Below are 17,146 nucleotides of genomic sequence, written 5' to 3'. Positions count from 1 at the left end.
CAGCATGTACAAACTCGAAGTCCAAGACCTGCACAAGCGTTACGGCAGCCACGAAGTGCTCAAGGGCGTATCGCTGGCGGCCAAGGCCGGCGACGTCATTAGCATCATCGGCTCCAGTGGTTCGGGCAAGTCGACCTTCCTGCGCTGCATCAACCTGCTGGAGCAGCCGCACGCGGGCAAGATCCTGCTCAACAACGAAGAGCTTAAGCTGGTGGCCGGCAAGGACGGCGCGCTGAAGGCTGCCGACCCGCGTCAGTTGCAGCGCATGCGCTCGCGCCTGTCGATGGTGTTCCAGCACTTCAACCTGTGGTCGCACATGACCGCACTGGAAAACATCATCGAAGCGCCGGTGCATGTGTTGGGTGTGAACAAGAAGGAAGCGCTGGAAAAGGCCGAGCATTACCTGGCCAAGGTGGGTGTTGCCCACCGCAAGGACGCCTTCCCCGGGCATATGTCGGGGGGCGAGCAACAACGTGTGGCAATTGCCCGCGCACTGGCCATGGAGCCGGAGGTTATGCTGTTCGACGAACCGACCTCGGCACTGGACCCTGAGCTGGTGGGCGATGTCCTCAAGGTGATGCAGGCGCTGGCCCAGGAAGGCCGCACCATGGTGGTGGTGACCCACGAAATGGGCTTTGCCCGTGAGGTGTCCAACCAGTTGGTGTTCCTGCACAAAGGCTTGGTGGAAGAAACCGGCTGCCCGCGTGAAGTGCTGGCCAACCCGCAGTCGGAGCGCCTGAAGCAGTTCCTCTCCGGCAGCCTGAAGTAAAAGCTGCATTTTTGCACCAGAATAGGGCATGCTGCGCGGCGAGCGCAGCCTGACCCGGCGCACAGACTCGAACGACCTCAGGTTTCGGACCGCACCCTATGACCACCCAGCGAATCGGTTTTCTCATTTGGCCCAGCACCAGGCCCTTGACCCTGGCGCTGGCCGAGGAAGTGTTGCTGGTGGCGCAGCGGGTGCACCCGGATGTGGTCTACGAAATGGCCTTCCTGCAGGCGGAGCCGGCGCAAGAGGGTGGCTGGCGCCTGCCGGGCGAGCCGTGGACTGGCCGCCTGGAGGGGTGCCACAAGCTGTTTCTGGTTGCTGACGAGCCGCCTGCGGGAGTAGGGGCAGCCTTGTCGGCTGCTCTCAAGCAGCAGGCGCGCAGCGGTTGCATGATCGGTGGCCTGTCTGCCGGGGTTTATCCTCTGGCGATGCTCGGCTTGCTCGACGGTTATCGTGCTGCCGTGCACTGGCGCTGGCAGGATGATTTTGCCGAGCGCTTTCCTAAGGTCATCGCCACCAGTCACCTGTTCGACTGGGACCGCGACCGGCTGACGGCCTGTGGAGGCATGGCCGTAACCGACCTGCTGCTGGCCGTGCTGGCCCGCGATCATGGGGCGGAGCTGGCGGGGGCTGTTTCGGAAGAGTTGGTGGTAGAGCGCATCCGGGAGGGTGGTGAGCGCCAGCGCATTCCGCTGCAGAACCGCCTGGGCTCCAGCCACCCCAAGCTGACCCAGGCGGTGCTGTTGATGGAAGCCAACATCGAAGAGCCGCTGACCACCGACGAAATTGCCCAGCATGTGTGCGTGTCGCGCCGGCAGCTGGAGCGCATCTTCAAGCAGTACCTGAATCGCGTGCCGAGCCAATATTATCTAGAGCTGCGGCTGAACAAGGCGCGGCAGATGCTCATGCAGACCAGCAAGTCGATCATCCAGATCGGGTTGTCTTGTGGCTTTTCGTCGGGGCCGCATTTTTCCAGTGCCTATCGCAACTTCTTTGGTGCGACGCCACGGGAAGACCGTAATCAACGGCGTAGCAGCAGCCCGTTCGAACTCAGCTCGGCACCGGCTGAAAAAGGCTGAGGTTTTGGGTGGGGTCGGGGGTGTATGCCTTGGGGGTGATGGTGCGGCGGAAATCGAGCGCCGCCCGCGCGGCGCATCGCGAGCTACGCTCGCTCCTACGTTTGTTTCGGGCCAATTAATCCTGTGGGATTTACGCGCGAACGCCTTTGCGCATGGCGCGATATTGCGTCGTAAAACAAGGCGGTCGCGCGCGCCCGCAACTGGCTTTACTGGCCCGAAACAAACGTAGGAGCGAGCGTAGCTCGCGATGCGCCGCGCGGGCGGCGCTCGATTTCGCATGCGCCCCATCAATATCGTCAAACACCCCCTCACAAACCTATGTGAACACCCGTTCACCCAGCCCCCTCTCTCCCGTACACTGCGCGATTGCGACAGTGTTTGTCGCATTGCCGAAAACCTTGCCAAAACTGGGTTTTGCGCTGTAACAAGTTGTCGCTTGGCCGCAAGGACAGGCGCGGATCAGTCCTTACAATCCCCCCATCGCTCGCCACTTCCAGGCCAGCGTTCCTCTTCAGGAGACTCAGATGTCCGTTGAGCAAGCCCCGGTGCAACGTGCCGATTTCGACCAGGTCATGGTCCCCAACTATTCTCCGGCGGCCTTCATTCCTGTGCGAGGCGAGGGTTCCCGCGTTTGGGATCAGTCGGGTCGCGAGCTGATCGACTTTGCCGGTGGCATCGCGGTAAACGCCCTGGGTCACTGCCACCCGGCACTGGTCAAGGCCCTGACCGAGCAGGCCAACACCCTCTGGCACGTATCCAACGTGTTCACCAACGAGCCGGCCCTGCGCCTGGCCCACAAACTGGTGGATGCCACCTTTGCCGACCGGGCGTTCTTCTGCAACTCTGGCGCCGAATCCAACGAGGCCGCTTTCAAGCTGGCCCGTCGCGTTGCGCATGACCGCTTCGGCCCGGAAAAGCACGAAATCATCGCCACCGTGAACAGCTTCCACGGTCGTACCCTGTTTACCGTCAGCGTTGGTGGCCAGCCGAAGTACTCCGATGGCTTCGGCCCCAAGATCACCGGCATCAGCCACGTGCCCTACAACGACCTGGAAGCGCTGAAGGCACAGATTTCCGACAAGACCTGCGCCGTGGTGATCGAGCCGATCCAGGGCGAGAGCGGCGTGGTGCCGGCCGACAAGGCCTACCTGGAAGGCGCGCGCAAGCTGTGCGACGAGCACAACGCCCTGCTGATCTTCGACGAAGTGCAGACCGGCGTGGGCCGTACCGGTTCGCTGTATGCCTACCAGCACTACGGCGTGACGCCAGACATCCTGACCAGCGCCAAGAGCCTGGGCGGCGGCTTCCCGATCGGCGCCATGCTGACCACCACCGAGCTGGCCAAACACCTGGCCGTCGGCACCCACGGCACCACCTATGGTGGCAACCCGCTGGGCTGCGCTGTTGCCTGTGCCGTGCTGGATGTGGTCAACACCCCGGAAACCCTGGCCGGCATCAAGGCCAAGCATGAGCGCTTCAAGACCCGTCTGGAGCAGATTGGCCAGAAGTACAACCTGTTCAGCCAGGTACGGGGCGTTGGCCTGCTGCTGGGCTGCGTGCTGACCGAAGCCTGGCAAGGCAAGGCCAAGGACGTACTCAACGCTGCCGAGAAAGAAGGCGTGATGGTGCTGCAGGCCGGCCCGGACGTGGTCCGCTTCGCGCCAAGCCTGGTGGTTGAAGACGCCGACATCGATGAAGGCCTGGATCGCTTCGAGCGCGCCGTGGCCACCCTGACCAAAGGCTGATCCGCCTGCGGCCACTTCGCCGGCCCCAGCCATGGCTGAGCCGGGCCGGCGATACCCGATTCCAGTGCAGGGGCCCGTGTGCCTGCCGTTTTTCCGTGCCGCCGTAAGTGGCCCGTATTCCAAAGGAGTGACACCATGCTGGTGATGCGCCCCGCGCAAATGGCTGATCTGAACGAAGTGCAGCGCATGGCTGCAGACAGCCCCATTGGTGTCACCTCGCTGCCGGACGACGCTGCTCGCCTGGGCGACAAGATCGCCGCTTCCGAGACTTCCTTCGCCGCCGAGGTCATCTTCAACGGTGAAGAAAGCTACTTCTTCGTGCTCGAAGACAGCGAAACCGGCAAGCTGGCCGGCTGCTCGGCCATTGTGGCGTCAGCGGGCTACTCCGAGCCGTTCTACAGCTTCCGTAACGAAACGTTCGTGCATGCCTCGCGCGAGCTGAAGATTCACAACAAGATTCACGTGCTGTCGCTGTGTCATGATCTGACCGGCAACAGCCTGCTGACCAGCTTCTATGTATTGCCAGAGCTGGTGAACAGTGGCTGGGCCGAGCTTAATTCGCGCGGTCGCCTGCTGTTCATGGCCGCGCATCCGGAGCGTTTCGCCGACTCGGTCGTGACCGAAATCGTCGGTTTCAGCGACGAGCAGGGCGAATCGCCGTTCTGGGATGCCATCGGCCGCAATTTCTTCGACCTCAACTATGCCGACGCCGAGCGCCTGTGTGGCCTTAAAAGCCGCACCTTCCTCGCCGAACTGATGCCGCACTACCCCATCTATGTGCCGCTGCTGCCTGATGAAGCGCAGGAAGCCATGGGCCAGGTGCACCCGCGCGCGCAGATCACCTTCGACATCCTCATGCGCGAAGGCTTCGAGACCGAGCACTACATCGACATCTTCGACGGCGGCCCGACCTTGCATGCGCGTACCTCGGGCATTCGCTCGATCGCTCAGAGCCGGGTAGTGCCGGTGAAAATCGAAGAAGCGCCAGCCAACGGCGGGCGCCCGTACCTGGTCTGCAACGGCCAGCTCCAGGACTACCGCGCGGTGCTGCTGGACCTCGACTGGGTACCCGGCAAACCGGTAAGCCTGAGCGTGGCGGCAGCCGATGCACTGGGTGTGGGCGAGGGCGCCAGCGTGCGCCTGGTGGCGGTCTGAGGTCTGGCGACAGACGTTTCGGGATTGATGCGTTAGCAGAGTTTCGCGCCGGCCGATGCCGTCGCACAAGGAGATAGCATGATCGTTCGTCCTGTACGCAGCAGCGATTTGCCTGCGTTGATCGAATTGGCACGCAGCACCGGTACCACCGGGCTGACCACGCTGCCGGCCAACGAAGAGCGCCTGGGGCATCGCGTTGGCTGGGCGGAAAAAAGCTTCCGTGGCGAGGCCGAGCGTGGCGACACTGACTACCTGTTCGTGCTGGAAAACGACGAAGGCCTGGTGGTGGGCATCAGTGCCATTGCCGGTGCTGTCGGCCTGCGCGAGCCCTGGTACAACTACCGGGTCGGCCTGACCGTCAGTGCCTCGCAGGAGCTGAAGATCTACCGCGAAATCCCCACGCTGTTCCTGGCCAACGACCTGACCGGCAACTCCGAGCTGTGCTCGTTGTTCCTGCGCAGCGACTACCGCTCCGGTCTGAATGGCCGCCTGCTGTCACGCGCGCGCATGCTGTTCATTGCCGAGTTCCCCGAGCTGTTCGGCAAGAAGATCATTGCCGAAATGCGCGGCATGTCGGACGAGCAGGGGCGTTCGCCGTTCTGGGAAAGCCTGGGCCGGCACTTCTTCAAGATGGAGTTCAGCCAGGCGGACTACCTCACTGGTGTGGGCAACAAGTCGTTCATCGCCGAGCTGATGCCCAAGTTCCCGCTGTACACCTGCTTCCTGTCCGAAGCGGCGCGCAATGTGATCGGCCGTGTGCACAAGGACACCGAGCCGGCGCTGGCCATGCTCAAGCAGGAAGGCTTCAACTACCAGGGCTACGTCGACATCTTCGATGCTGGCCCGGCCATCGAATGCGACACCGCCAGGATCCGCGCCGTGCGCGAGAGCCAGACCCTGGTGCTGGCGGTCGGTACGCCGGGCGATGACGCCACCCCTTACATCATCCACAACCGCAAGCGCGACGACTGCCGTATCACGGCTGCACCTGCGCGGTTGGCCGCCGGAACCCTGGTGGTCGACCCGCTGACCGCCAAGCGCCTGCGCATGGGGGCTGGCGACAATGTGCGTGCGGTGCCGCTGTCGGCTAGCCGGGAGGCCCAGTAAATGACCACGCATTTAATCGCAGGCAATTGGCAGGCCGGCCAGGGCGAAGCCCTGCAGTCGCTGAACCCGGTGACCCAGGCCGTGATCTGGCAAGGGCAGGGCGCCGACGCCAGCCAGGTGGAGGCCGCCGTGCAGGCCGCGCGCCAGGCGTTCCCGGCCTGGGCGCAATTGAGCCTGGAAGCGCGCATCGATGTGCTGGAGAAGTTCGCGGCGCAGTTGAAAGCGCACGCTGAAGCCATGGCCCAGTGCATCGGCGAGGAAACCGGCAAGCCGCTGTGGGAATCGGCGACCGAAGTCACCAGCATGATCAACAAGGTGGCGATTTCGGTGCAAAGCTACCGCGAGCGCACCGGCGAAAAGAGTGGCCCGCTGGCCGATGCCACGGCGGTGTTGCGGCACAAGCCCCACGGCGTGGTGGCCGTCTTCGGCCCTTACAACTTCCCCGGCCACTTGCCTAACGGCCACATTGTGCCGGCGTTGTTGGCAGGCAATTGCGTGGTGTTCAAGCCCAGTGAGCTGACCCCCAAAGTGGCCGAGCTGACCGTCAATTGCTGGATCGCCGCTGGCTTGCCGGCGGGTGTGCTGAACCTGGTGCAGGGCGCACGCGAAACCGGTGTAGCGCTGGCTGCCAACCCAGGCATCGATGGCCTGTTCTTCACCGGCTCCAGCCGCACCGGCAACCTGCTGCACCAGCAGTTCGCCGGCCGCCCGGACAAGATCCTGGCCCTGGAAATGGGGGGCAACAACCCGCTGGTGGTGGACGAGGTCAAGGACATCGACGCGGCGGTGTACACCATTATCCAGTCGGCGTTCATTTCTGCCGGCCAGCGCTGCACCTGTGCCCGGCGCCTGCTGGTGCCGCAAGGTGCCTGGGGTGATGCGCTGATCGCGCGACTGGTCGAAGTGTGCAAAACCATCACGGTAGGTGCGTTCGATGAGCAACCGGCGCCGTTCATGGGCTCGGTGATCTCGCTGCACGCGGCGCAGGCGCTGATGGCGGCGCAGGCCGAGCTGGTTGCCAACGGTGGCGTGAAGCTGCTGGAAATGACCCAGCCGCAGGCCGATGCCGCGCTGCTGACCCCGGGCATCGTCGATGTCACTGGCGTGGCCGGGCGACCGGACGAAGAGTTCTTCGGCCCACTGCTGCAAGTCATCCGTTATGCCGACTTCGATGCGGCCATCGATGAAGCCAACAACACCCAGTACGGCCTGGCCGCCGGGTTGTTGTCCGACTCCCGCGCCCGCTACCAGTACTTCTGGCTGCGCAGCCGTGCCGGCATCGTCAACTGGAACAAGCAACTGACCGGTGCCGCCAGCAGCGCGCCGTTCGGCGGTGTGGGCGCCAGTGGCAACCACCGCGCCAGCGCCTATTACGCGGCTGACTATTGCGCTTACCCCGTGGCTTCGCTGGAGACCGCCAGCCTTGCCTTGCCGGCGACGTTGACGCCGGGCGTCACCCTATAACAACAGGTCACGGAGCCTAGCCGATGAAATCCTATGAAGTGAATTTTGATGGCCTGGTGGGGCCTACCCACAACTATGGCGGCCTGTCCTACGGCAACGTGGCTTCGCAAAGCAACAGCCAGCAGGGTTCCAACCCGCGTGAAGCCGCGCGCCAGGGCCTGGCGAAAATGAAGGCGCTGGCTGACCTGGGCTTCAAGCAAGGCGTGCTGGCGCCGCAGGAACGCCCGGATGTGGCCGCCCTGCGCCGCCTGGGCTTCAGCGGCAGCGATGCGGAAGTGATCCAGCGTGCGGCTAAAGAAGCGATGCCGCTGCTGGTGGCCAGCTGCTCGGCATCGAGCATGTGGGTGGCCAACGCGGCCACGGTCAGCCCCAGTGCCGACACCGCGGATGGCCGCGTGCATTTCACCGCTGCCAACCTGAACTGCAAGTACCACCGCAGCATCGAGCACCCGACCACCAGCCGTGTGCTGGGCGCCATGTTCAACAACGAGAACCACTTTGCCCACCACGCCGCATTGCCTGCCGTGGCACAGTTCGGTGACGAGGGCGCGGCCAACCACACGCGCTTCTGCCGTGCCTATGGCGAGCCGGGCGTTGAGTTCTTCGTTTACGGCCGCAGTGCCTTCGACAGCCGCTACCCGGCCCCGCAGAAGTACCCGGCCCGGCAAACCCTGGAGGCCTCGCAGGCCGTGGCCCGGCTGCATGGGCTGAGTGATGGTGGTGTGGTCTACGCTCAACAGAACCCGTCGGTGATCGACCAGGGCGTGTTCCACAACGATGTGATTTCGGTGGGTAACGGCGAGGTGCTGTTCTACCACGAGGACGCCTTCCTGGAGACCGACACGGTGCTTGGCCAGCTGCGAGCTAAACTGGCCAGCAAGGGTGGCAACTTCCAGTCTATCTGTGTGCCACGGGCGGCGGTGACGGTTGAGGATGCGGTGCGTTCCTACCTGTTCAACAGCCAGCTGCTCAGCCGCGACGACGGTTCCATGCTGCTGGTGGTGCCGGAAGAGTGCCGCAACAACGAGCGGGTTTGGGCCTACCTGGGCCAGCTGACCAGCCAGGGTGGCGCGGTGAAGGAGGTCAAGGTGTTCGACCTCAAGCAGAGCATGCAAAACGGCGGTGGCCCGGCTTGCCTGCGTTTGCGCGTGGCGTTGAAAGAAACGGAACTGGCAGCGGTCAACCAAGGCGTTATCATGACCGCCCCGCTGTACGACACCTTGCTGCAGTGGGTCGACAAGCACTACCGCGACCGCCTGGGCGAAGCGGACTTGGCCGACCCGCAACTGCTGGTGGAGTGCCGTACAGCACTGGATGAATTGACCCAGATCCTGAAGTTGGGCTCGGTATACCCGTTCCAACGCCAACCTTGAAGAGAGACTTTGCAATGACCGACGCCCTGCGCCTGATCCTCGAAGATGAAGACGGCACCCAGCTGGAAACGTCCTGCACCCGTTTTGCCGTGGTCTGGCAAGGCAAGGAAGTGTGGATTCAGCAGGACGGCCGTGGCCAGCTGCTGATCGGTGTGGATGTCGAAGAAGACGACACCGAGTATGCCAACCTGCTGCTGCGCCCGATGGCCACCAATCTGGTCAGCCTGCAGCTGGAAATGGAGCCGGCCGAGGTTGGCGAAGACGACGATCACGTCCATGGCCCTGACTGCGGACACCACCACTAAGGAAGCCCTTATGCTCGCCCTTGGCAAATTGCTTGAGCTGACCCTCACCGATCACGAACCGGCCGAGAAGACCCAAGTGACACCCAAGGGCGCGCGTTTGCGCTGGTTGGGGGAGGGCGCGCTGGAAGTACGCCCGCCCGAAAACGAAGATTGCGGGCTGGACTTGCTGTTGTCTGCCGGTATTCATGGCAACGAAACGGCGCCGATCGAATTGCTCGAGCGGCTGCTGCACGGCGTGGCCAATGGCAAGATCAAGCCTAAGGCTCGGTTGCTGTTCCTGTTCGGCAACCCAGCGGCCATCCGCAAGGGTGAGCGCTTTATCGAGCAGGACATCAACCGGCTGTTCAACGGCCGCCATGAGCTTTCCAGTGGTTTCGAGGCTTTGCGTGCCGCGGAGCTTGAGCAGTTCGCCCGGGTGTTCTTTAGCAAGCCGGGGCGCAGCCGCCTGCATTACGACCTGCATACCGCCATTCGCGGTTCGAAGATCGAGCAATTCGCCTTGTACCCTTATAAAGAGGGGCGCAAGCATTCTCGTCGTGAGTTGGCGCGCCTGGCGGCAGCGGGCATGGAGGCGGTGCTGCTGCAGAGCAAATCCTCCATCACTTTCAGTGCTTTCACCTATGAACAGCTGGATGCTGAAGCCTTCACCCTGGAGCTTGGCAAGGCTCGCCCGTTCGGCCAGAACGAGCAAGTCAACCTCGACAAGCTGGAAGAGCGGCTGATCCGCATCATCGAGGCTACCGAGCCAGAGGGCGAGGGTTCGCTGGATGGCCTGCAACTGTTCAGCGTGTCTCGCGAAATCATCAAGCACAGCGACAGCTTCCACCTGCACCTGCCGGCGGACATCGAGAACTTCTCCGAACTGAGCAAGGGGTATCTGTTGGCCGAGGATCTGGCTGAGATGCGCTGGGTGGTCGAAGAGGAGGGGGCACGCATCATTTTCCCCAACCCCAGGGTCAAGAACGGTTTGCGGGCAGGTATTCTGATCGTGCCGGATTCTGGGCAGCGCCTGGGATGAATGGCCGCCCGGGCTGGGGCGCATGGCAGTGCATCACCACCATGCGTATCAGCCTGGTACTAGTAATAGAGGCGTGGTGGCAGGCCTAGCTCGAGCCGTAGGGCGTTCTCGGTGAACGGCGAGGGGTTGGTGTCGGTCGGCGGTGTTGCCGGGTCGTTGTCGAAATCATAGAAAACGCCAGTCTCCAGGCCTATCGCTTGCAGTTGCGCCGCGTTTACCTGAACTTCCCTGTAATCGAAGGTCTCGATCGTCTGGCTACCCGGTACGGTAGTGCCTTTAAAAGCATTGTAGGCTTCACACAAGCAGCGGTAGAAGTCCAGCAGTGGCAGGTTTTCGCTGTCCGAGCGCGCAAGGTTAAGCGCCAGGTCGCCGCCCTCGGCGGGCCAGCCGGATACCCACTGCATCCTTTCGTTTTGCTGCAGGTAATGGTCATTCTCGGTGGGGTCTGAAACGTGTACCTCAAAGCGGGTGGCCGTTCGGGTTTCGCTGATCCGTATCCACGAGCGCCTGGCCAGTTGGGTCAGTAATCGCTGGCCACAAGCGGTATGGCGCAGGAAGGTGAGATGATTGTTGACTGCCTGGGTGAAGCTGATGCTGCCTTTTATCTCGAAGGTGGCACTGGCCAGGCTGTCCAAGGGCGCTGCAAGGGGGGCTTGGAAACGTTCGTCGCCGGGTTTTCCTCGCGCATAGAGGCCCGATCCGTGAGGGTTGCCGATCAGAACATGGCCGGTGAGGATGAGGTCGGCCGAGGCACTGTTGATGAATGTCAGTCCTGTGCCCACGGTAATGTCGATAGTGTTTGATTCCGTGAACACTTCCGTGACGCCACCGCCTGTCTTGATGGTGTTCCTGCCAGCTCCAGCCAGGATGATCAGGGGGATTTGCACATCATCGGCAACGCTGATTTTGGTGCCGCCGTCTTTCGTCTTGAGGATGAGTGTTTGGTGGGGCGTTGGCGCGAGGATGAAGCGCTTGCCGTTGACCACGGCGCGCAGGTGGCAATCGTAGGTCGAGATCTCGATGTTCGCACCGGCGGTACGGCTCTCGATCACCATATGGTGTCGGGCCGGGATCCGGTTTCCGTCGAGCAAGACCTGTTCGAGATAGATTTCCTGCTGGTCGTCGCTGTACTCGATAAGGTGATGCAGGGTCTTGTCGGGCGTGGCCGTGTCCTTGCGCTGGGTGTAACCACTGGTTCTTCCGGAGATGAAATAGGTCGGTTTGGGATTCATATTGTTACCTCGAATGCACTGGGCTGCCTGTGATGAAGGTGGCACGGCAGGCAAGGTAAGCGTGGTGACGCGAAGCATCGCGGTAATTATCTAGCGCATGCAGCTGGCATCTTCATGCGCCTGTGAGGTCGAGTTTTGGATCCTGTCTCGGATGAAAACCTTTTAATTCACCGCCTGTTCCATTTTCCCTTCCCGTGGGCGGTAATTGGCTTGCCAGTGGCGAAAGGCTGCATTTAGCATCCGGTCATGTCAGTTTCGTTTGCAAGGGCGCCAAAAGCCGTCCGATCGACGCTTTCTTTTGCATAAACACACTGCACCGAGCTTGCAGGACCGATATAATGCGGCCCTTTGCCGTCGTTTCGTCGACGTGTTTGCCCACCAGGGCCGCCGTTTCCGTGGAAGAACCTATGAAAAGCGCAGAAATCCGTGAAGCCTTCCTTCGCTTCTTCGAAGAGCAGGGCCATACCCGAGTCGCCTCCAGTTCGCTGATCCCGAACAACGACCCGACCTTGCTGTTCACCAATGCCGGCATGAACCAGTTCAAGGACTGCTTCCTCGGCGCGGAGAAGCGTGCCTACACCCGTGCCGTCAGCAGCCAGAAGTGCGTGCGCGCCGGTGGCAAGCACAACGACCTGGAAAACGTCGGTTACACCGCGCGTCACCATACGTTCTTCGAAATGCTGGGCAACTTCAGCTTCGGCGACTACTTCAAGCGCGATGCGATCACCTTCGCCTGGACCTTCCTGACCTCGGAGCAATGGCTGAACCTGCCCAAGGAAAAGCTCTGGGTCACCGTCTACGCCACTGACGACGAAGCCTACGACATCTGGACGAAGGAAGTCGGCGTGCCGGAAGAGCGCATGGTGCGCATCGGCGACAACAAAGGCGCCCCGTACGCCTCCGACAACTTCTGGACCATGGGCGACACCGGCCCGTGCGGCCCATGCACCGAGATTTTCTACGACCACGGCCCGGACATCTGGGGCGGCCCACCCGGCTCGCCAGAAGAAGACGGCGACCGTTACATCGAGATCTGGAACAACGTTTTCATGCAGTTCAACCGCACCGCCGACGGCGTGCTGCACCCGCTGCCAGCGCCGTCGGTAGACACCGGCATGGGCCTGGAGCGTGTCAGCGCCGTGCTGCAGCACGTGCACTCGAACTACGAGATCGACCTGTTCCAGAACCTGCTGGCGGCGGCTGCCAAGGCCATCGGTTGCAGCAACGACGGCCAGGCCTCGCTGAAAGTGGTGGCCGATCATATCCGTTCGTGCGGTTTCCTGATCGCCGACGGCGTGCTGCCTTCCAACGAAGGCCGTGGCTATGTGCTGCGCCGCATCATCCGCCGCGCCTGCCGTCACGGTAACAAGCTGGGTGCCAAGGGCAGCTTCTTCTACCAGATCGTCGCCGCACTGGCCGCCGAAATGGGCGAGGCCTTCCCAGAGCTGAAGAGCCAGCAAGCGCACATCGAGCGCGTGCTCAAGGCCGAGGAAGAGCAGTTTGCCAAGACCCTGGAGCAGGGCCTGCGTATTCTTGAGCAAGACCTGGCTCAGCTTAAAGGCGACGTGGTACCGGGCGACGTGGTGTTCAAGCTGTACGACACCTACGGCTTCCCGATGGACCTGACCGCCGACATTGCCCGTGAGCGTGAGCTGACCATCGACGAAGCCGGTTTCGAGCGCGAAATGGACGCCCAGCGTGAGCGTGCCCGCTCCGCCAGCGCCTTCGGCATGGACTACAACAGCCTGGTCAAGGTCGACACCGCCACCGAGTTTCTCGGCTACGACGTCACCGAAGGCCAGGGCAAGATCATCGCCCTGTACAAGGACGGCCAGTCCGTTGACCAGCTGGGTGAAGGCGAGCAGGGCGTGGTCGTGCTCGACCGTACGCCGTTCTATGCCGAATCCGGTGGCCAGGTGGGTGACACCGGCTTCCTGCAGGCTGGCGCTGCGCGCTTCGACGTGCGCGACACCACCAAGACCGGTGGTGCCTTCCTGCACCACGGCGTGGTCGCCAGCGGTGCGCTGGTCATCGGCTCGCCGGTCGAGGCCAAGGTCGATGCCGACGTGCAGCACGCCACCTCGCTGAACCACTCCGCCACCCACCTGCTGCACGAAGCGCTGCGCCAGGTACTGGGCGAGCACGTACAGCAGAAGGGCTCGCTGGTCGACAGCCAACGCCTGCGTTTCGACTTCAGCCACTTCGAGGCGGTGAAACCGGAGCAGATCAAGGCCCTGGAAGACATCGTCAACCGCGAAGTGCGCAAGAACACCCCGGTGGAAACCGAACTGACCGACATCGAAACCGCCAAGGCCAAAGGCGCCATGGCGCTGTTCGGCGAGAAGTACGGCGACACCGTGCGTGTACTGAGCATGGGCGGTGATTTCTCGGTTGAGCTGTGCGGCGGTATCCACGCCAAGCGCACCGGTGACATCAGCCTGTTCAAGATCATCAGCGAAGGCGGCGTGGCCTCTGGCGTACGCCGTATCGAAGCCGTTACCGGCGCAGCAGCGCTGGCCTACCTGAACGCTGCCGAAGAGCAGGTCAAGGAAGCCGCGCAACTGGTGAAAGGTAATCGCGACAACCTGATCGACAAGCTGTCGGCTGTGCTTGAGCGCAACCGCCAGCTGGAGAAGCAGCTGGAACAGCTGCAGGCCAAGGCCGCCAGCGCCGCCGGAGACGATCTCTCCAATGCGGCCGTTGAGGTCAAGGGCGCCAAGGTGCTTGCTGCCCGCCTGGATGGGCAGGACGGCAAGGCTTTGCTGGCCCTGGTCGATCAACTGAAGAACAAGCTCGGCCACGCAGTGATCCTGCTGGGCAGCGAGCATGAGGGCAAGGTTGTGCTGGTGGCCGGCGTAACCAAGGACCTCTCCAGCCAACTCAAGGCTGGCGATCTGATGAAACAAGCCGCTGCGGCGGTGGGTGGCAAGGGCGGTGGCCGTCCGGACATGGCCCAGGGTGGTGGCGTCGACGTCGCTGCACTGGACCAGGCCTTGGCGCTGGCCGTGCCATTTGCAGAGCAGGGACTTTGAGATGAAGGGGCGGGTGGTCTAGTCACTTGCCCCTTCATGTTGGATTGTTTTTTGGGGCCCTGTATGGGCTGAGGCACCATTGAAATGGCGTTGATCGTACAGAAATTTGGCGGCACCTCTGTCGGTTCCATCGAGCGGATCGAGCAGGTAGCCGAAAAGGTCAAGAAACACCGTGAAGCGGGCGACGACCTGGTGGTTGTATTGTCGGCCATGAGCGGTGAAACCAATCGCCTGATCGACCTGGCCAAGCAGATCACCGATCAGCCGGTTCCGCGTGAACTGGACGTGATCGTGTCGACCGGTGAGCAGGTCACCATCGCCCTGCTGACCATGGCCTTGATCAAGCGCGGTGTGCCAGCGGTGTCGTACACCGGCAACCAGGTGCGCATCCTTACCGACAGCGCGCACAACAAGGCGCGCATCCTGCAGATCGACGACCAGAAGATTCGCGCCGACCTCAAGGAAGGCCGCGTGGTCGTGGTGGCGGGCTTCCAGGGTGTCGACGAGCACGGCAGCATCACCACCCTGGGCCGTGGCGGCTCCGACACCACCGGCGTGGCCCTGGCGGCAGCGCTGAAGGCGGACGAGTGCCAGATCTACACCGACGTCGATGGCGTCTACACCACCGACCCGCGCGTCGTGCCGCAGGCTCAGCGCCTGGAGAAGATCACCTTCGAAGAGATGCTGGAAATGGCCAGCCTCGGTTCCAAGGTGCTGCAGATCCGTTCGGTGGAGTTCGCCGGCAAGTACAACGTCCCGCTGCGCGTGCTGCACAGCTTCAAGGAGGGTCCGGGTACCCTCATTACCATTGATGAAGAGGAATCCATGGAACAGCCGATCATTTCCGGTATCGCCTTCAACCGTGATGAAGCCAAGCTGACCATTCGCGGCGTGCCGGACACCCCGGGCGTGGCCTTCAAGATCCTCGGCCCGATCAGCGCTTCGAACATCGAAGTGGACATGATCGTGCAGAACGTTGCCCACGATAACACCACCGACTTCACCTTCACCGTACACCGCAACGAGTACGAGAAGGCGCAAAGCGTGCTGGAAAACACCGCCCGCGAAATCGGTGCCCGTGAAGTGATTGGCGACACCAAGATCGCCAAGGTCTCGATCGTTGGCGTCGGCATGCGTTCGCACGCCGGTGTGGCCAGCCGCATGTTCGAAGCCCTGGCCAAGGAGAGCATCAACATCCAGATGATCTCCACCTCCGAGATCAAGGTCTCGGTCGTGATCGAAGAGAAGTACCTGGAGCTGGCCGTACGCGCGCTGCACACCGCGTTTGAGCTCGACGCTCCTGCCCGACAGGGCGAGTAAGGCGCTGCCTGGAAGGGCGCGGCTGGTGCCGCGCCCTTCGCGTTTCTGCTCGCCACGCAGGCCCTGTCCTGCCCTGTGTGGCGCGTAACCGGGTCCCGTCGTCGTCCACGACTGGCCCTGATACCCAAGACTGTTACCCCTGAATGTTTTGCGTAAGGAGAAAGCTATGTTGATTCTGACTCGTCGGTGCGCCGAGAGCCTGATCATTGGAGACGGCGAGATCACCGTGACGGTGCTTGGCGTCAAAGGCAACCAGGTGCGTATTGGCGTCAGCGCCCCGAAAGAAGTGGCTGTTCACCGCGAGGAAATCTACCTGCGGATCAAGAAGGAGAAGGATGAAGAGCCAAGCCTTTAATTTTTTTGAAGTTTTTTTCAAAAAAAGGGTTGCAAAGGTGAAAGAGGTTCTTTAATATTCGCCTCGTGTTGCGGTGAGGTGGCCGAGTGGCCGAAGGCGCTCCCCTGCTAAGGGAGTATACCTCATAAGGGTATCGGGGGTTCGAATCCCCCCTTCACCGCCATTATTTGCGTAGGGCGCTGTAAACGGTAAGAATACTAAGTCGTTGATTTTAAACGAAAACATTCTTGCAAAAATGTTTCGGCGACCTATAATGCGCGGCAAGACACGGACTCATAGCTCAGCTGGATAGAGTACTCGGCTACGAACCGAGCGGTCGCAGGTTCGAATCCTGCTGAGTCCGCCACTTTTGAAGTGGCTTTGTTTGCAAGGCTGCTTCAATCAACCAGCGGTATCTGGTCTAAAACTGCCAATCGCGGACTCATAGCTCAGCTGGATAGAGTACTCGGCTACGAACCGAGCGGTCGCAGGTTCGAATCCTGCTGAGTCCGCCACTTTCTTGAAGTGGCTCTGCTTGCAAAGCTGCTTCAGTCAACCAGCGGTAATCTGGTCTAAAACTGCCAATCGCGGACTCATAGCTCAGCTGGATAGAGTACTCGGCTACGAACCGAGCGGTCGCAGGTTCGAATCCTGCTGAGTCCGCCACTTTTTGAAGTGGCTCTGCTTGCAAAGCTGTTTCAGTCAACCAGTGGTAACCTGGTCTAAAATTACCACCACGGACTCATAGCTCAGCTGGATAGAGTACTCGGCTACGAACCGAGCGGTCGCAGGTTCGAATCCTGCTGAGTCCGCCATACCCCATCAAGAAGCCCGCTCATTTTGAGCGGGCTTTTTGTTTTTCTGCGCCAATGAATTGTTGGTGATGTCGATCTACGCTCTTCTGTAATGATTGTGGTGTAGCTTGGCGCCGCCGTGCGGCAACCCAGACAAATGTGCTTTCCCATCCACAACAACCGTCGCACTGATAGCTTCGAGCGTTGTCCTAGCTTTATCACGCAAACGATTGTTCTGGCCAAAAATTTAAGCGATCTGACAGCTTTAGCAGTGTATGATTGCGCCCGTCAGCCCCGCCGGGGCTTGTGGAAAACCACCATGGACTTACCCAGTAGTTACTCGCTAACACGATTCATACAGAAAGATCTGACCGATTGATTCTCCCGGCGTGCTCCGCTGCTGGGAGTGGAGTTCGCCT

13 protein-coding genes and 5 tRNA genes are annotated in these 17,146 nt (G+C 61.6%); 17 read left to right on the top strand and 1 reads right to left on the bottom strand.

The window, feature by feature from the left end; all coding sequences use genetic code 11:
* Positions 1-4: 4 nt before the first annotated feature.
* The 9 genes from ACF8R4_RS10565 to astE all read left to right on the top strand — a co-directional run bounded on the left by ACF8R4_RS10565 (position 5) and on the right by astE (position 10,015).
* Positions 5-769, top strand: coding sequence for an ABC transporter ATP-binding protein (locus tag ACF8R4_RS10565; RefSeq protein WP_016711851.1), 765 nt, complete (start codon positions 5-7; stop codon positions 767-769).
* A 98-nt stretch (positions 770-867) separates the two neighbouring features.
* Complete coding sequence (gene argR, locus ACF8R4_RS10560) at positions 868-1,848, top strand: transcriptional regulator ArgR (protein WP_060500689.1); 981 nt, start codon at positions 868-870, stop codon at positions 1,846-1,848.
* Between the two features lie 524 nt (positions 1,849-2,372).
* Positions 2,373-3,593 carry an aspartate aminotransferase family protein gene (locus ACF8R4_RS10555; protein ID WP_019099128.1) on the top strand — a complete coding sequence of 407 codons (1,221 nt, stop codon included), beginning with the start codon at positions 2,373-2,375 and terminating at the stop codon, positions 3,591-3,593.
* 135 nt (positions 3,594-3,728) lie between these two features.
* The gene (aruF, locus tag ACF8R4_RS10550) at positions 3,729-4,748 is read left to right on the top strand and encodes an arginine/ornithine succinyltransferase subunit alpha (RefSeq protein ID WP_060500691.1); all 1,020 of its coding nucleotides are present in this window, start codon (positions 3,729-3,731) and stop codon (positions 4,746-4,748) included.
* Between the two features lie 78 nt (positions 4,749-4,826).
* Positions 4,827-5,855: an arginine N-succinyltransferase gene (gene astA / locus ACF8R4_RS10545; protein ID WP_060500694.1), complete on the top strand. Its 1,029-nt coding sequence runs from the start codon at positions 4,827-4,829 to the stop codon at positions 5,853-5,855.
* Positions 5,856-7,319, top strand: a complete 1,464-nt coding sequence (astD, locus tag ACF8R4_RS10540) for a succinylglutamate-semialdehyde dehydrogenase (RefSeq protein ID WP_060500696.1) — start codon at positions 5,856-5,858, stop codon at positions 7,317-7,319.
* A gap of 23 nt (positions 7,320-7,342) precedes the next feature.
* Positions 7,343-8,692, top strand: a complete 1,350-nt coding sequence (astB, locus tag ACF8R4_RS10535; RefSeq protein ID WP_060500698.1) for an N-succinylarginine dihydrolase — start codon at positions 7,343-7,345, stop codon at positions 8,690-8,692.
* Between the two features lie 14 nt (positions 8,693-8,706).
* Positions 8,707-8,997, top strand: a complete 291-nt coding sequence (locus ACF8R4_RS10530) for a topoisomerase II (protein WP_003256592.1) — start codon at positions 8,707-8,709, stop codon at positions 8,995-8,997.
* Between the two features lie 10 nt (positions 8,998-9,007).
* Positions 9,008-10,015, top strand: coding sequence for a succinylglutamate desuccinylase (gene astE / locus ACF8R4_RS10525; protein ID WP_060500699.1), 1,008 nt, complete (start codon positions 9,008-9,010; stop codon positions 10,013-10,015).
* Positions 10,016-10,074: 59 nt separating this feature from the next.
* On the opposite strand, the gene ACF8R4_RS10520 is transcribed toward astE, so the two are convergent.
* Positions 10,075-11,247, bottom strand: coding sequence for a M91 family zinc metallopeptidase (locus ACF8R4_RS10520; protein WP_060500701.1), 1,173 nt, complete (start codon positions 11,245-11,247; stop codon positions 10,075-10,077).
* 407 nt (positions 11,248-11,654) lie between these two features.
* Here ACF8R4_RS10520 and alaS point away from each other — a divergent pair, with 407 nt between their 5' ends.
* The 8 genes from alaS to ACF8R4_RS10480 all read left to right on the top strand — a co-directional run bounded on the left by alaS (position 11,655) and on the right by ACF8R4_RS10480 (position 16,748).
* The gene (gene alaS, locus ACF8R4_RS10515) at positions 11,655-14,279 is read left to right on the top strand and encodes an alanine--tRNA ligase (RefSeq protein WP_151458234.1); all 2,625 of its coding nucleotides are present in this window, start codon (positions 11,655-11,657) and stop codon (positions 14,277-14,279) included.
* An 84-nt stretch (positions 14,280-14,363) separates the two neighbouring features.
* Positions 14,364-15,599 carry an aspartate kinase gene (locus ACF8R4_RS10510; RefSeq protein WP_019099135.1) on the top strand — a complete coding sequence of 412 codons (1,236 nt, stop codon included), beginning with the start codon at positions 14,364-14,366 and terminating at the stop codon, positions 15,597-15,599.
* Between the two features lie 166 nt (positions 15,600-15,765).
* Positions 15,766-15,954: a carbon storage regulator CsrA gene (gene csrA / locus ACF8R4_RS10505; RefSeq protein ID WP_003254503.1), complete on the top strand. Its 189-nt coding sequence runs from the start codon at positions 15,766-15,768 to the stop codon at positions 15,952-15,954.
* A gap of 72 nt (positions 15,955-16,026) precedes the next feature.
* Positions 16,027-16,117, top strand: a tRNA-Ser gene (locus ACF8R4_RS10500).
* Positions 16,118-16,223: 106 nt separating this feature from the next.
* Positions 16,224-16,300: transfer RNA gene (locus ACF8R4_RS10495), tRNA-Arg, on the top strand.
* A 71-nt stretch (positions 16,301-16,371) separates the two neighbouring features.
* Positions 16,372-16,448 (top strand) — tRNA-Arg (locus tag ACF8R4_RS10490).
* Positions 16,449-16,522: 74 nt separating this feature from the next.
* Positions 16,523-16,599 (top strand) — tRNA-Arg (locus ACF8R4_RS10485).
* Between the two features lie 72 nt (positions 16,600-16,671).
* Positions 16,672-16,748 (top strand) — tRNA-Arg (locus ACF8R4_RS10480).
* Positions 16,749-17,146: the final 398 nt, after the last annotated feature.

This window comes from Pseudomonas sp. FYR_2 (assembly GCF_043106425.1).
Lineage (GTDB): Bacteria > Pseudomonadota > Gammaproteobacteria > Pseudomonadales > Pseudomonadaceae > Aquipseudomonas > Aquipseudomonas monteilii.
Note: the sequence above shows the minus strand (reverse complement) of the source record. Positions and strands in the feature narration are given on the sequence as shown.

What these genes read in the sequence shown, in the direction of transcription:
- ACF8R4_RS10565 (WP_016711851.1), top strand. Translation starts at nt 5, where the DNA reads ATGTACAAACTCGAAGTCCAAGACCTGCACAAGCGTTACGGCAGCCAC.
- argR (WP_060500689.1), top strand. Translation starts at nt 868, where the DNA reads ATGACCACCCAGCGAATCGGTTTTCTCATTTGGCCCAGCACCAGGCCC.
- ACF8R4_RS10555 (WP_019099128.1), top strand. Translation starts at nt 2,373, where the DNA reads ATGTCCGTTGAGCAAGCCCCGGTGCAACGTGCCGATTTCGACCAGGTC.
- aruF (WP_060500691.1), top strand. Translation starts at nt 3,729, where the DNA reads ATGCTGGTGATGCGCCCCGCGCAAATGGCTGATCTGAACGAAGTGCAG.
- astA (WP_060500694.1), top strand. Translation starts at nt 4,827, where the DNA reads ATGATCGTTCGTCCTGTACGCAGCAGCGATTTGCCTGCGTTGATCGAA.
- astD (WP_060500696.1), top strand. Translation starts at nt 5,856, where the DNA reads ATGACCACGCATTTAATCGCAGGCAATTGGCAGGCCGGCCAGGGCGAA.
- astB (WP_060500698.1), top strand. Translation starts at nt 7,343, where the DNA reads ATGAAATCCTATGAAGTGAATTTTGATGGCCTGGTGGGGCCTACCCAC.
- ACF8R4_RS10530 (WP_003256592.1), top strand. Translation starts at nt 8,707, where the DNA reads ATGACCGACGCCCTGCGCCTGATCCTCGAAGATGAAGACGGCACCCAG.
- astE (WP_060500699.1), top strand. Translation starts at nt 9,008, where the DNA reads ATGCTCGCCCTTGGCAAATTGCTTGAGCTGACCCTCACCGATCACGAA.
- ACF8R4_RS10520 (WP_060500701.1), bottom strand. Translation starts at nt 11,247, where the DNA reads ATGAATCCCAAACCGACCTATTTCATCTCCGGAAGAACCAGTGGTTAC.
- alaS (WP_151458234.1), top strand. Translation starts at nt 11,655, where the DNA reads ATGAAAAGCGCAGAAATCCGTGAAGCCTTCCTTCGCTTCTTCGAAGAG.
- ACF8R4_RS10510 (WP_019099135.1), top strand. Translation starts at nt 14,364, where the DNA reads ATGGCGTTGATCGTACAGAAATTTGGCGGCACCTCTGTCGGTTCCATC.
- csrA (WP_003254503.1), top strand. Translation starts at nt 15,766, where the DNA reads ATGTTGATTCTGACTCGTCGGTGCGCCGAGAGCCTGATCATTGGAGAC.